This window comes from Micromonospora sp. NPDC048830, assembly GCF_043198215.1.
Classification (GTDB): Bacteria; Actinomycetota; Actinomycetes; order Mycobacteriales; family Micromonosporaceae; genus Micromonospora.
The window spans coordinates 103,163-115,715 of record NZ_JBICUP010000021.1 but is presented as its reverse complement, the minus strand read 5'-3'; the positions used below and the strand labels follow the sequence as shown (position 1 = coordinate 115,715).

Sequence of the window (12,553 nt, the reverse complement as noted above, 5' to 3'; positions counted from 1 at the left end):
CCTTTCGGATCCAGGTAAGCCATCGGACCCAGGAACCTCCCTTCGAGTTCCTCCCGGCTGCGCCGGGGATACAACCAGGCGCCTCGTGGCGCACCTCCTCGCTCAAGCTTTCCAACGTGGTTGGCGTCCATGCTGGTTCTCGTGCCGTAGGTGCCCCACAGGTAGTTGTTGACCGCCTCGGCGACCTCCTGCCGGGACATCCGTCGGCCTGAACCGCTCGGGGACAAAAGTCGGCGGCGGGCGTCGCTGAGCAGGGTGTTCGGGCCATCTGGCGCACCCGACTTCGGTGCCAACCGATCACCGCCCGTCGAAACTCGCTGGTATTCCTGTCGGGCGGCCCTGCAAGATTGCTGCCACCCTCATCCCTGGTCTGCTGGACCTCGGCCTCCGTTCTGCCGAACGAGGCGGCCCGACGGTCCGGTTTGCCGGAATGCCACGCCAGCATGCCAGCGTAACTACCTGATCACAAGACGGACTACCAACGGAACGTCAGATCCTCCTCGACCACCGGCCGCAGCCGGATCGCGGTCTCACCCACGGCGTCGCCCCGTTCGATCGATGGACAGGGCGGGTGGCGTCCCCGCCGCCGGCAACCCTACTGCCGCGCGAGCCGCTGACCGGGGCGCCGCCCGGCTGCCGTGAGAGCAGGTGCCATCGGGGCCCTTGTACGCGCACGGGGGGGGCCCGGACCGCGAACGGTCCGGGCCCCGTGCGGACGTAGGTCAGCTCAGGCGACCGCTGTCGCCGGCCGTGCCGGCGGCGTACTCGGCACCGGGGGTGCCGAGTCGGCGGCCCTCGTCGATCGAGCCCCGCCAGGCGCCCGTCTCGACGCCCCGGTTCTCGATGTACGACTTGAACTTCTCCAGGTCCCGCTCGGCCTGCTTCTCGACGATGTGCAGCTTGTCACCGGCCTGCTCGACCAGGCCCTCGGGTTCGTACTCGAGGGAGAGCTTCACCATCGTGCGGTCGGTGGCCACGGGGTGGAAGTGGACGGCGCCCGCGTTGGTCGCGCCCTCCGTGGCCGCCCAGGCCACCTTGCGGTCCGGAACCTGCTCGAGGATCTTGGCGTCCCACTCGCGCTTCACGCCACCGATCTCGGCGACCCAGTGCATGCGCCGGTCATCGAGCTGGCGCACCTCCTTGACGCCGCCCATGAACCTCGGGAACTCCTCGAACTGCGTCCACTGGTTGTACGCGGTGCTGACCGGAACGTTCACCTCGACGGACTTCTCGACCCTGGTAGTCATGATCACTCCTTCGGGTTCGGGTCTTGGTGTTCTCGTTCGGGAACGCTTTCGCGTCCATCAGGAGTCCTACCCGGGCCCGGTCGCCCCAAACAGGTCCATCAGGGACGCCGGTCACACCGGCGGTGTCGGTGGCGGCGGTTAGCGTGCGGCTGTGAGTGTTTCGACGAAGGGTGTCGGGCGGCTGCCGAGCGCCGCCGAGGAGGCCCGGCTCTGGTCGCTGCTGGAGTCGGCGTGGGAGCGGCTGGGCCCGGAGCCGCAGGCGTTGCGGCGCGCGCTGGCCGGACGGGACCCGGACGCCGACGACGTCGACGCGTACGCGATGGACGACTGGCTCGACCCGTTCCTCGCCAGCCTGCGCGCCCTCAGCGCCGATCTGTCCAGCGACGAGTTGACCGACCTCGACCGGGTGGTCGAGCGGAAGCTCTACGACCTCGACCGCGCCGACGTCCACGAGGTGACGGACGGCTCGGACGACGGCTTCCTGTACTGCCGGGGCCACATCGTGGCGCTGGGCCGGGAGTTCTACGAGGCGGTGCGCGCTAACCCGGCCGTGGCGGTCCTCGACGGCGAGTGCGAGGAGATGTGTTACTTTTTCGCGCACCTGCACGACAAGCGGTTCGGCAGCTGGCCGGACACCGGGTCGGGGATCTCCCGCGAGTCGGGCAGCAACCCGGACGGCTGGCCCGCGGAGGCCCGGTAGCGGCGGGCGGTCAGAAGGCGCGGTACATGACGTGCAGCCCGACCCGTCCCCGGGCCGGGTGGGCGAACGCCCCGGGCACGGTGCCGACGATCTCGAACCCGTGCCGCCGGTACAGCTCCACCGCCGCGTGGTTCGTCTCGACCACCGCGTTGAACTGCATCCCGGCGTAGCCGCGCCCGCGCGCCCAGTCCAGCGCGTCCCGGCACAGGGCCGTGCCGACCCCGCGCCCGCGCGCGTCCGCCGCGACCATGAAGCTTGCCGTGGAGACGTGCGAGCCGGGGCCGGGCCGGTTGGCGCCCATCTTGGCCGTGCCGAGGACCCGGTCGCCCTCGACCGCCACGACGGTCCGCCCGGGCGGGCGTTCCACCCACATCCCGTACGCCTGCTCGGCGGTCATCGCCGGGTCGTACGGGAAGGTCTCCTCGGCCCGGACCACCTCGCTGATGATCGGCCAGACCTGGGCCCAGTCGGCCTCGGCGAACTCCCGGATCAGCACGGGGCGGACGCTAGCAGGGGCGGCCGGGCCGCGCCGAGCCGTTTTCCGGCCGTGGAAGACGACGAGAGGCCCGAGCCGACGCGCCGACCCGGGCCCCTCCGCTCGGTGTTCCCTTCGCCGCTCAGCCGTCCTCGCGGTTCGGGTTCTCCAGCCGGAAGAAGTTGCTCTGCCGCCCGTCCGAGCGCTGCTCCTGGTAGATGAAGTTCAGCCGGCGGCGGTCGAAGGTGCCGAGCCACTCCTGCCAGCTGATCTCACGCAGCCGGTCCTCGCGGCCGCCCGCCGGGAAGTCGAAGCGCAGCACCCCGGGGTGCCCGTCGTGCCCGGTGCCGTCCACGGTGGCCGGCACGGCCCCGCGTGCCTCGGCCCACCGCCGGATCACCTCGTGGTCGGTGGTGACCAGGCTCCGCCCCGGGCGCTCCGGCTCGTCGTCGACCGAGGTGACCTCCTGGGAGTACCGCAGCGACCGGGAGCTGTGGCTGCCCGTGCGGACGCCACCGTCGGCGGACGCCTTCGAGGCGCTGCCTGTCGACGCCTTCGCCGAGCCGCCGCCCGACGCCTTCGCCGAGCCGCCGCCCGACGCCTTCGCCGAGCCGCCGCCCGACGCCTTCGCCGAGCCGCCGCCGGACTTCTTGGCCGAGCCACCCCTGGTGGGGGTGCCGTCGCGCATCGCCTTGACGAGGGCCTTGACCAGCTCGTCCTTGTGCATGTCGGCGGTGCCGGTAATGCCGCGCCGGCGCAGCCGGTCGCGGAGCTGGTCGACCTTGAGGCGGGCGATCTCGCTCTCGTTGACGTCGGGGGTGTTCGGGGTCTGGTTGCCCGGCGGGTTCGTGGTCGCGGTCGATCCGCCGCCGCGCCCCGAGCTGTTCTGCGTGGGCATCGAACGTCCATCCTTCCTCGACCCGGGTTTCAGCCGCAGCTCTGGGCCGTCGCCGGTATCAGTACCCTGAGCCGCCGGCCCAAACGTCCGCCCCCGGCCGGACCTGCGCCGAGCCCGCGATCAGGTGTAGATGGACTCGACGTACCGCGGGCCGTAGTGACGCTTCAGCTCCGCCAGGCTCTCCGGCGGCGCCTCCACCGTCTTGACCAGCCGCGCCCGGGACGGCAGGACGCCCGGCTGCCAGGTCTCCGGCTGCCACAGCTGCGAGCGCAGGAACGCCTTGGCGCAGTGGTAGAAGATTTGCTCGATCTCGACGACGATCGCGAGCACCGGGCGGTGGCCCTGGACCACCATGTCGCCGAAGTAGGGCGCGTCCCGCACCAGGCGGGCCCGGCCGTTGATCCGCAGGGTGTCCGTCCGGCCCGGGATCAGGTGGATCAGCCCGACGTGCGGGTTGTCGAGGATGTTGCAGTAGCCGTCCGCCCGCCGGTTGCCGGGGCGCTCGGGGATCGCGATCGTCCGGTCGTCCAGGACCAGGGTGAAGCCCGGCGGGTCGCCCTTCGGGGAGACGTCGCAGGTGCCGTCCGCGCCGGCCGTGGCGATCAGGCAGAACGGCGAGGCCGCCAGCCACTGCCGGTCCAGCTCGTGCAGGGCCGTCCGCTCCTTGTTCGCCGCGCGGGCCGTCGGCGTTCCCAGCAGCTCGCGCAGCTCCTCGTGCGAGGTGATCTCCACCGTCACGTCATCCTCCCCCGACCGTTGACCTCGGTGGCGGCCTGCGGCGCCGACGCAGTAGGCCCCCGTCCGCCCAGCCTAGGCGAGCGCGTCGCGCGCGAGGTTTGTCCACCGGTGCGCCGGGTACCGCCTCGACCGGCGCGTCGGAGAACCGACCAATGGAGGTCCGATGGAAAGCCGACTCAAGGTGCTCGGTCACCCCGTGCACCCGATGCTGATCCCGTTCCCCGTCGGTCTGCTGGTCACCGCGGTGATCTTCGACATCGTCGACGCGCTTGGCGGCCCGAAGTTCCTCGGCGAGGTGGCGTACTGGAACATCCTGGTCGGCCTGATCGGCGGCCTGCTGGCCGCGGCGGCCGGGGCGTTCGACCTGCTCGCCATCCCCACCGGGACCCGCGCCAAGCGGGTGGGGCTCAGCCACGCCGCCGCGAACCTGGCGGTGGTCCTGCTCTTCGCCGCCGTGTGGGTGGTTCGGCTCAACTCCGAGTACCGGACGGCCGGCGGCGCGCTGATCGCGATCGAGGTGGTCGCCCTGGCCATCCTCGGCGCGAGCGCCTGGCTCGGCGGGGAACTGGTCGACCGGCTCGGCGTCGGCGTCGACCGGGAGGCCAACCTCGACGCGCCCAGTTCACTGCGGCCCCCGGCGGCCCGCTGACGGATGGGAGACGTGCGAATGAGCGAACAGTCCAGCGGTGGCGGCGGCGTCGGCCGGGCCTGGCGCGGACGGCAGCAGGGCTGGGACCCAATGGGTGAGCTGCACTCGCTGCGGTCCGAGCTGAGCCGGCTGGTCGGCGGCGGCCGGTCCGGCCCGCCCGAGGTGGAGCTGGCGGAGACCGCCGAGGGTTGGGAGGCGATCGTACGGCTGCCCGGCGTCGCCCCGGAGGAGGTGGCCGTCGAGCTGGAGGAGCGTGAGCTGTGCGTCCGGGCCCGCTCGGAGGCGGAGGTCAACGCGGACCAGGGCATCCCCGGCGGCTTCACCACCCGCGGCTTCGAGTACCGGATCGACCTGCCGTCGCGGGTGGACCCCGAGCGCGTCGACGCGGTGATGGACCACGGACTGCTCCGCGTCTGGCTGCCCCGGGCGGCCCGCCCCGCGCCCCGCACCATCACCATCGGCCGCGCCGGCCACCGGACGGCGGCCGGCACCACCAGCCCCGCCGATCCCGCCGCCGACCGGGAACTGCACCGCCCGGACACGGCCGCCGGCGAGATCGACCGGCCGTAGCGCGTGGCCGTCGCGTCCCCGCTCGGCCCGGTCGGCGAACGCGTGCCCGAGGTCGCGCGCATCGCCGTGCTGCGCGCCAACGCGCTCGGCGACTTCATCTTCGTCCTGCCCGCGCTGGACGCGCTGCGCGCCGCGTACCCGGGGGCGGAGATCGTGCTGCTCGGCGCGCCGTGGCACGCGAAGCTCTGGCGCGACCGGCCCGGCCCGGTGGACCGCGTGCTGGTGGTGCCGCCGGCGCCCGGCATCCGGGGGCCCGACCCGGGGGAGCCGGAGCGACCGATGGTGGCGTTCCTGTCGGCCGCCCGCGAGGAACGCTTCGACGTGGCGCTGCAACTGCACGGCGGCGGCGGCAACTCCAACCCCCTCGTGGCGCGCCTGGGCGCCCGCGTCACCGCCGGGCTGCGGGCCGAGGACGCGCCACCGCTGGACCGCTGGACCCGGTACGTCTACTACCAGCACGAGGTGCTGCGCTACCTGGAGGTGGCCGGCCTGATCGGGGCGCCCGCCACCACGATCGTCCCCACGCTGGCGGTCACCGACGCCGACCGGGCCGAGGCGGCGCGGGTGCTCGGCGAGCCGGCGCGGCCCCGGGTGGCGCTGCACCCCGGGGCCACCGACACCCGGCGGCGCTGGCCGGCCGAGCGCTTCGCCGAGGTCGCCCGCGCCCTGGTCGGCGACGGGTACGAGGTGCTGGTCACCGGCACCCCGGCCGAGCGGGAGGTGGTGGACCGGGTGGTCGCGGCGGCCGGGGTGCCGGTCCGGCCGCAGGTCGGCACGCTCAGCCTCGGCGGGCTGGCCGCCTGCTACGCGGGCTGCGCGCTGGTGGTCTCCAACGACACCGGCCCGCTGCACCTGGCCGCCGCCGTCGGCGCGGCCACCGTGGGGATCTTCTGGGTCGGCAACATGATCAACACGGGGCACCCGCTGCGCGGCCGGCACCGCCCGATCGCCTCCTGGACGGTGCACTGCCCGGTCTGCGGGGTCGACTGCACCCCGGGGATCTATCCGCACCGCCCCGGCGACGGCGAGTGCCCGCACCGCGACTCGTTCGTCGGGGACGTGCCGGTGGTCGAGGTGGTCGAGGCGGCCCGCGAGCTGCTGGCCTGACGCGCGGCCACGGCGCGTCCGACCGGGCTCACGCCGGCTGCGGCGCGTCCGAGCCGGACAGCACGACCTCCCACGCCTCCACGCCGCGGTCGGTGACCGTGGTCGGCGACTCCAGGTGGTACGCCCCGCTGGGCAGGACCCCCGCGCCGCCGTGGCGCTCCAACACGGCGAGCTGGGCGGCCACGTCCTCGCCCTGGTGGTCCACCTGCACCCGCCGCCAGAAGCCGAAGCCGCCCGAGTCGACCAGGGCCGCGCGGTCGTAGAGCACGCACCCGCCCACCCAGGAGACCTTGTACGCCCGCCACGCCCCGGGCGGCAGGCGCAGCTTCTCGGTGACGTGCAGCAGGTTCGCCGCCGGATGGATGGCCGACCGGTGCCACTCCCGGGTGCCGGGGCGGACCCGCTCCGGCACGGGCCGGCCCACCCACTCCTCGTAGTGCCGGTGCGTCTCCGGCCGGACGTCGTCGACGTACGACAGGCCGTGCACCGCGTTGCCGACGAAGCCGCAGCCCAGCTCGCCGATCGCGGTGACCAGCCGGCGCAGCGTGCCCGGCTCCAGCCAGACGTCGTCGTCGAGGCAGAGCACGTACCGGGCCGCCGACAGGTCGAGCAGGTACGCCCGGTGCTCCGCCAGCCCGCGCCGGGGCAGCCGCCGGGTGAGCAGGACCGGGTGGCCCCGGTGGCGCAGCGCGCGCACCATCGTCGCCGCCGCCGGATGGGCGTACGCGGGCAGGTCGTCGGACTGGTCGCTGACCGCGACCCCGAACCCGGGTACGCCCTCCTGGGCGGCCAGCCCGGAGAGCGTGACCGCCAGTTCGGCCGGGCGGTTGCGGGTCGGGATCAGCACGTCGAGCTGCCGTTCCCGGCGGAACCGCGCAACGGTGCCGAGGTCCAGCGGCCGGTTCACGCCGGCCTGCCCGGCACCGGCGTCGTGGCGCCCCGGCCGCCGGAGCCCCGCCCGGCGTCGCGCGGCCCGCCGTTCCGGCCCGCGGCGGCGCCCCGCCCGTCGACCGGGTCGCGGCCGGCGCCCCGGTTCCGGCCCCGGGCCGGGTCCCCGGCGTCGAGCCGGTTGCGCGCGTCGGCCCGGTTCCGACCGTACGGCCTGTCCCGGCCGGTGGCGCGGATCCGCTCGATGATCGCCGAGGTGGAGCGGTCCGGCACGTACCCGAGGGTGCGGACCTGACCGCCGAGGCGGCGCACCAACGGCGCCTCCGGGACCATGTCCGGCGGGTAGTCGCCGCCCTTGACGTACACGTCGGGGCGGACGACCTCGATCAGCCCCGCCGGCGAGTCCTCCTCGAAGACCACCACGTGGTCGACGCACGCCAGCGCGGCGAGCAGGGTGACCCGGTCCTCCGCCGGGTTGACCGGGCGGTCCGGCCCCTTCAGCCGGCGGACGCTGCCGTCGGAGTTCACCGCGACCACCAGCAGGTCGCCGAGCGCCCGCGCCTGCTCCAGGTAGCGCACGTGTCCCGGGTGCAGCACGTCGAAGCAGCCGTTGGTGAAGACCACCGAGCGGCCCTCGCCCCGGTGGGCGGCCACGACGGCGGCCAGCTCGTCGGGGTACACCAGCACCCGGTTCCCGACGGACGCGCCGCCGACGCCGAGGGCCTCCAGCAGGTCCTCGCGCCGGCACACGCAGGTGCCCGTGTCCGACACGGTGATGGTGGCCGCGAGCTGGGCGAGCTGGGCGGCGGTCGGCAGCGGCGCGTCGGCGGCCAGGGCCAGCGTCATCGCCGCCAGGTACGCGTCCCCCGCCCCCACCGCGTGGCTGGCCGGTACGGGGGTGCTGTGGCTGCGCCGCGGCTCGCCGTCCGTGCCGCCGACCACCGCCCCGTCGGTGTCCAGGGTCACCGCGACGACGTCCGCGCCGGTGTGCGCCCGCAGTTCGGCGAGGCGCGCCTCGGCCAGCAGGGCCCGGTCCACCCGGTCGCCGGCCGTCGGGTCCACGGCGATCCCGGTCACACTGAGCCCGTCACCGGTCAGCGTCACCCGCTCCTCGCCGGGCGTCGGCTCGCCGGTCAGGCCCGTCGGACGTCCCAGGCCGCCCGGCGCGGTGCCCACGCTCAGCTCCGACGGCCCGTCCGCCGGGTCGGTCTCCGGGTGGTCGAGGTGCAGGTGGGAGTCGGTACGGGAGGCGGCCCGCGCCAGCAGCCGGGTCGCCTCGGCGAAGCTCGGGGTGACCACGGTCGGCGCGAGGCCCCGCCAGTCCGCGAGGTCGTGCGCGTCCAGCGCGACGGTGGCGTACCGGTCGCGGGCGGCGACCAGCCAGGCGCGTACCGGGGCGGGGAGCGCGCCGAGCCCGTAGTCGCAGACCACCAGGGTGGGCGGCTCGCCGCCGGCGGCGGCCCGCAGCTCCTCGGTGGCGCACTCCAGCGCCGTCAGCAGCCGGGCCACGCCGTCGTCGTCCAGCACGTCGTCCGGGTCGCCGGAGTCCTCGCGCAGCAGGATCTGGTTGCCGGCCAGCATCCGCCGCTTCACCGGCGTCGGCCGGCCGGGATGGTTGACCGTACGATCCCAGACGCCGGCCCGGTCCAGGCAGTCGTGCAGTTCGTCCCCGGCGGCGTCGGCGCCGACCGGGGCGACCAGCACCGCCCGCCCGCCGAGGGCGGCGACGTTGACCGCGGTGTTCGCCGCGCCGCCGGCCGCCGAGATCCGGCGGCGCAGGGTGAGCACGGGCGCCGGCGCCTCCCGGCAGAGCCGGTCCGACTCGGCGAACCGCCACTCGTCGAGCATGGCGTCGCCGATCACCAGCACGGGACGTCCCAGCCAGCTCTCCACGACGGTGGCGAGCCGGCGCTCCTCCGCTGCTGCTCCTGCCATGCCCGTCGGGGTCCCCCCGGCGTCCCGGGTCAAACCTGGGACGCCGGTGCCGCGGCGGCGACCCAGGCGACGTCCTCGGCCTGCTTGCGGGCCAGGCCGTCGCGGCCGTCGTAGCGGAGGAACGCCGGCAGCGCGGCGGCCAACGCCACCGTGCCGAGCACGCACAGCACGCCGCCGGAGACGATCGACCCGCCGACGCCCAGCGGCGTACGGGCCACCAGGCCGGAGCGGAGCTGGCCGAGCAGCGGCCCGGTCGAGTACGACAGCATCTCGATGCCGGCGAGCCGGCCGCGCAGGTGGTCGGGGATGGTCTGGTTCCAGATGATCATGCGGAACAGGCCGGAGACCATGTCCGCCGCGCCGGCCAGGGCCAGGAAAGCCAGGGCCACCCACAGCGAGCCGACCAGGCCGAAGCCGACGATCGCCAGGCCCCAGGCCCCGGCCGCGAGCACCACCATCAGGCCGTGCCGGTGCACCCGGGACGTCCAGCCGGATTGACCAGCAGGGCCGCGCAGAGCAGCGTGAACCCGATCTCGCCGCCGAGCACCAGCAGCCGCCGGTCCAGGTAGTCGGCGAGGGCGCCGCCGACGAAGGCCATCACGAGCAGGGGTACGAGCTCGCAGACCCCGAGCAGGCCGACGAGCAGCGGATCCGGGGTCAGCTCGTACACCTGGTACGGCACCGTCACGTACGTGAAGAACGACCCGAAGCCGGACACTCCCGCCGCCGAGAAGACCAGCCGGAAGTCCCGGGAGGTGCGCAGCGGCGTGACGTCCAGCGCCAGGCGGCGCAGCGGTTTCACCAGCGGATGGTGGCGGGCTGGCAGGGCCCTGTCGGTTTCCCGCTCGCTGCCGTCGCCCGGCACGACGGCCCGGGCATGTTCCGCGCCAGACGGGAAAGAACGCCGGGTGACCGCCGGAACCCAGAGCCGACCCGTGCTGACCGCCCGCCAGCTCCGCCTGCTCATGTTCGGCCTGATGACCGGCATGCTGCTGGCCGCGCTGGACCAGACCATCGTCGGTACGGCGCTGCCCACCATCGTCGGTCAGCTGGGCGGGATCAACCACTACTCCTGGGTGGTGACGGCGTACCTGCTCGCCTCCACGGCCTCGACGCCGCTGTACGGCAAGATGGCCGACCTGTACGGCCGCCGCCCGGTCTTCCTCTTCTCGATCGGGACGTTCCTGCTCGGCTCGCTGCTGGCCGGGCTGTCACAGAACATGACCCAGCTCATCGTCACCCGGGGCGTGCAGGGGCTCGGCGCCGGCGGCCTGATGACGCTCGCGTTCACGATCATCTCGGACGTCGTGTCGCCCCGGGAGCGCGGCCGGTACCAGGGGTTGTTCGGGGCGGTGTTCGGCCTCTCCTCGGTGGCCGGCCCGCTCGTCGGCGGCTACTTCGCCGAGACGAACTGGCGGTGGATCTTCTACATCAACGTGCCGCTGGCCATCCTCGCCATCGTCGTCTGCTACCACGTCATGCGGCTGATCCCGTTCCAGCGGCGGGAGCACGCGATCGACTGGATCGGGGCGGCGGTGCTGGTCACCGGGGTGAGCTGCCTGCTGCTCGCGCTGAGCTGGGGCGGCACCACGTACGCCTGGCGCTCCGGCGTCATCATCGGGCTGTTCGCGGCCGGGGCGGTGCTGGCCGCGCTCTTCCTGCTCCAGGAGGCCCGGGTCGCCGAGCCGATCCTGCCGCTGCGGCTGTTCCGCAGCGCCACGTTCGCGCTGGCCAACGCCGCCGGCTTCGTGCTCGGCCTGGTGATGTTCGGGTCGATCATCTTCATCCCGCTGTACCTGCAGATCGTCAAGGGCGCCTCGCCGACCCGCAGCGGCCTGCTGATGCTGCCGATGATGGCCGGCATCATCGTCACCTCGATCCTCACCGGCCGGGCGATGAGTCGGATGGGCCGGTACAAGTGGTTCCCGGTGGCCGGCACGGTCGTGCTGCTCGCCGGCATGCTGCTGTTCACCCGCCTGGCGGTGGACACCTCCCTCTGGGTGGCGTTCGGCTACATGGTGGTGATCGGCGTCGGCCTGGGCCTGTGCATGCAGTCGCTGATCCTCGCGGTGCAGAACGCGGTGGACCCCCGGGACCTGGGTGCGGGCACCTCCTCGGCCACGTTCTTCCGGTCGCTCGGCGGGTCGTTCGGCGTGGCGATCCTCGGGGCGGTGCTCTCGTCGCAGCTCACCCACCAGCTCGCCGACCGGCTGCCGGGCGCGATCGCCCAGCTTCCGCCGGACCAGCGGGCGGCGGTGGCGGCCCGGGGCGGGACGAACATCTCGATCAACGAGCCCTCGACCATCCTGGCCCTGCCCGGCCCGGTCCGCGCCGCCGTCCAGGCCGCCTTCGTCGACTCGCTGCACCTGGTCTTCCTCACCACCGGCCTGATCGCCGTCGTGGCGGTGCTGGTCACCCTGGCGCTGCCGAACGAGAGGCTGCGCGGCGCCGGGCCGCAGGGCGCCACGGGCGGGGCCGATCCGCTGGGCGGGAAGGCCCCCGCCCCGGGCGGCAAGCCGCTGACGAAGGAGTCGAAGGACGAGGCCGCCGCCGACATGCAGGCCAAGAGCCAAACCATGCTGTGACGGAGCGCGTTGATCACGTAACAGAATCACGGGTGTCGACGCCCAGTACAGGTGGAGCCGTCGTCGAGCGGCTGCCCGCCGGATGCCTTTCAACGGGGGAGGCCACCCGGCGGTGCCGGTCCGTCCCGCGTCCGTGGGGCGGACCGGCCTACTTGAGGATCAGCGCGGTGCCCTTGGCCGGGGCCTACTTGAGGATCAGCCCGGTGCCCTTGGCCGGGGCCTACTTGAGGATCAGCCCGGTGCCCTCGGCCGGGCCTACTTGAGGATCAGCCGGTTCGTCTGCTCGAAGACGTCCAAATCGGCGAGGGTCTCGGTGACCGAGGTCGACAGCGGGGCGGGGAGCCTGTCGCGGGGGAAGAAGCCGGCGTCCGTGGTCTCGTCGGTGACCCGGGCCAGGTCCCCGTCCCAGTCCTCGACCCGGAAGGCGACGGTGAAGACCTGGTACGTGTGGCCGTACATGTTGGTGTGGGTCCGGTCCGGGCCGGTGTAGAGGGCGAACGCCCCGACCCGCAGGGCCCGCAGCCCGGTCTCCTCGCGTACCTCGCGCACCGCGCAGTCGGCGATCGACTCGCCCAGCTCCATCGCGCCCGCCGGCATCGCCCACTGGCCGTTGTCCGAGCGCCGGATCAGCAGCAGGCGGCCGGCGTTGTCGCGCACCACGGCGCGGGCGCCGACGAACATCAGGGTGCGGTCACCGGCCAGGGCGCGCAGTTGACCGACGTACGAGTCGGCCCAGGAGATGCTCACCCGAACAATTTACG

Annotated in this window: 14 protein-coding genes and 1 pseudogene; 5 read left to right on the top strand and 10 right to left on the bottom strand. The window is 73.8% G+C overall.

What is annotated here, in order from left to right; genetic code table 11:
• Both ACGFIZ_RS19380 and ACGFIZ_RS19375 read right to left on the bottom strand, forming a co-directional pair.
• A pseudogene (locus tag ACGFIZ_RS19380) lies at positions 1–200 on the bottom strand (hypothetical protein); the annotation flags it as partial.
• A 522-nt stretch (positions 201–722) separates the two neighbouring features.
• Positions 723–1,247, bottom strand: a complete 525-nt coding sequence (locus ACGFIZ_RS19375; protein ID WP_393421027.1) for an SRPBCC family protein — start codon at positions 1,245–1,247, stop codon at positions 723–725.
• A 151-nt stretch (positions 1,248–1,398) separates the two neighbouring features.
• On the opposite strand from ACGFIZ_RS19375, the gene ACGFIZ_RS19370 reads away from it, so the two are divergent.
• Positions 1,399–1,947, top strand: a complete 549-nt coding sequence (locus ACGFIZ_RS19370; protein ID WP_393421025.1) for a DUF4240 domain-containing protein — start codon at positions 1,399–1,401, stop codon at positions 1,945–1,947.
• 10 nt (positions 1,948–1,957) lie between these two features.
• Here ACGFIZ_RS19370 and ACGFIZ_RS19365 read toward each other — a convergent pair whose 3' ends face one another.
• The 3 genes from ACGFIZ_RS19365 to ACGFIZ_RS19355 form a co-directional block, all read right to left on the bottom strand.
• Positions 1,958–2,443, bottom strand: a complete 486-nt coding sequence (locus ACGFIZ_RS19365) for a GNAT family N-acetyltransferase (protein WP_393421023.1) — start codon at positions 2,441–2,443, stop codon at positions 1,958–1,960.
• Positions 2,444–2,564: 121 nt separating this feature from the next.
• A complete protein-coding gene (locus tag ACGFIZ_RS19360) occupies positions 2,565–3,320 on the bottom strand; it encodes a hypothetical protein (RefSeq protein ID WP_393421021.1) in 756 nt (251 codons plus the stop codon).
• A 120-nt stretch (positions 3,321–3,440) separates the two neighbouring features.
• Entirely contained in the window at positions 3,441–4,058 is a 618-nt protein-coding gene (locus tag ACGFIZ_RS19355) for a pyridoxamine 5'-phosphate oxidase family protein (protein ID WP_393421019.1), read from the bottom strand.
• 163 nt (positions 4,059–4,221) lie between these two features.
• On the opposite strand from ACGFIZ_RS19355, the gene ACGFIZ_RS19350 reads away from it, so the two are divergent.
• From ACGFIZ_RS19350 to ACGFIZ_RS19340, 3 genes are read left to right on the top strand one after another with little or no spacing between them, the layout of a single operon-like run.
• Entirely contained in the window at positions 4,222–4,707 is a 486-nt protein-coding gene (locus ACGFIZ_RS19350) for a DUF2231 domain-containing protein (RefSeq protein WP_393421017.1), read from the top strand.
• A gap of 18 nt (positions 4,708–4,725) precedes the next feature.
• Positions 4,726–5,277: an Hsp20/alpha crystallin family protein gene (locus tag ACGFIZ_RS19345; protein ID WP_393421015.1), complete on the top strand. Its 552-nt coding sequence runs from the start codon at positions 4,726–4,728 to the stop codon at positions 5,275–5,277.
• 3 nt (positions 5,278–5,280) lie between these two features.
• A complete protein-coding gene (locus ACGFIZ_RS19340) occupies positions 5,281–6,384 on the top strand; it encodes a glycosyltransferase family 9 protein (protein ID WP_393421013.1) in 1,104 nt (367 codons plus the stop codon).
• Positions 6,385–6,412: 28 nt separating this feature from the next.
• Here ACGFIZ_RS19340 and ACGFIZ_RS19335 read toward each other — a convergent pair whose 3' ends face one another.
• The 4 genes from ACGFIZ_RS19335 to ACGFIZ_RS19320 are packed head-to-tail and all read right to left on the bottom strand — an operon-like array spanning position 6,413 to position 10,009.
• Positions 6,413–7,291 (bottom strand): glycosyltransferase, encoded by an 879-nt coding sequence (locus ACGFIZ_RS19335; RefSeq protein WP_393421011.1) that lies wholly within the window; start codon positions 7,289–7,291, stop codon positions 6,413–6,415.
• Complete coding sequence (rfaE2, locus tag ACGFIZ_RS19330) at positions 7,288–9,207, bottom strand: D-glycero-beta-D-manno-heptose 1-phosphate adenylyltransferase (RefSeq protein WP_393421009.1); 1,920 nt, start codon at positions 9,205–9,207, stop codon at positions 7,288–7,290. The genes ACGFIZ_RS19335 and rfaE2 overlap by 4 nt, the downstream gene beginning before the upstream one ends.
• 29 nt (positions 9,208–9,236) lie before the next feature.
• A complete protein-coding gene (locus ACGFIZ_RS19325) occupies positions 9,237–9,683 on the bottom strand; it encodes a hypothetical protein (protein WP_393421007.1) in 447 nt (148 codons plus the stop codon).
• The gene (locus tag ACGFIZ_RS19320; RefSeq protein WP_393421005.1) at positions 9,665–10,009 is read right to left on the bottom strand and encodes an MFS transporter; all 345 of its coding nucleotides are present in this window, start codon (positions 10,007–10,009) and stop codon (positions 9,665–9,667) included. Before ACGFIZ_RS19320 ends, ACGFIZ_RS19325 begins: the two co-directional genes overlap by 19 nt.
• Positions 10,010–10,115: 106 nt before the next feature.
• Here ACGFIZ_RS19320 and ACGFIZ_RS19315 point away from each other — a divergent pair, with 106 nt between their 5' ends.
• The gene (locus tag ACGFIZ_RS19315; RefSeq protein WP_393421003.1) at positions 10,116–11,792 is read left to right on the top strand and encodes an MDR family MFS transporter; all 1,677 of its coding nucleotides are present in this window, start codon (positions 10,116–10,118) and stop codon (positions 11,790–11,792) included.
• 255 nt (positions 11,793–12,047) lie between these two features.
• On the opposite strand, the gene ACGFIZ_RS19310 is transcribed toward ACGFIZ_RS19315, so the two are convergent.
• Positions 12,048–12,539 (bottom strand): NUDIX domain-containing protein, encoded by a 492-nt coding sequence (locus tag ACGFIZ_RS19310; RefSeq protein ID WP_347671853.1) that lies wholly within the window; start codon positions 12,537–12,539, stop codon positions 12,048–12,050.
• Positions 12,540–12,553 lie beyond the last annotated feature (14 nt).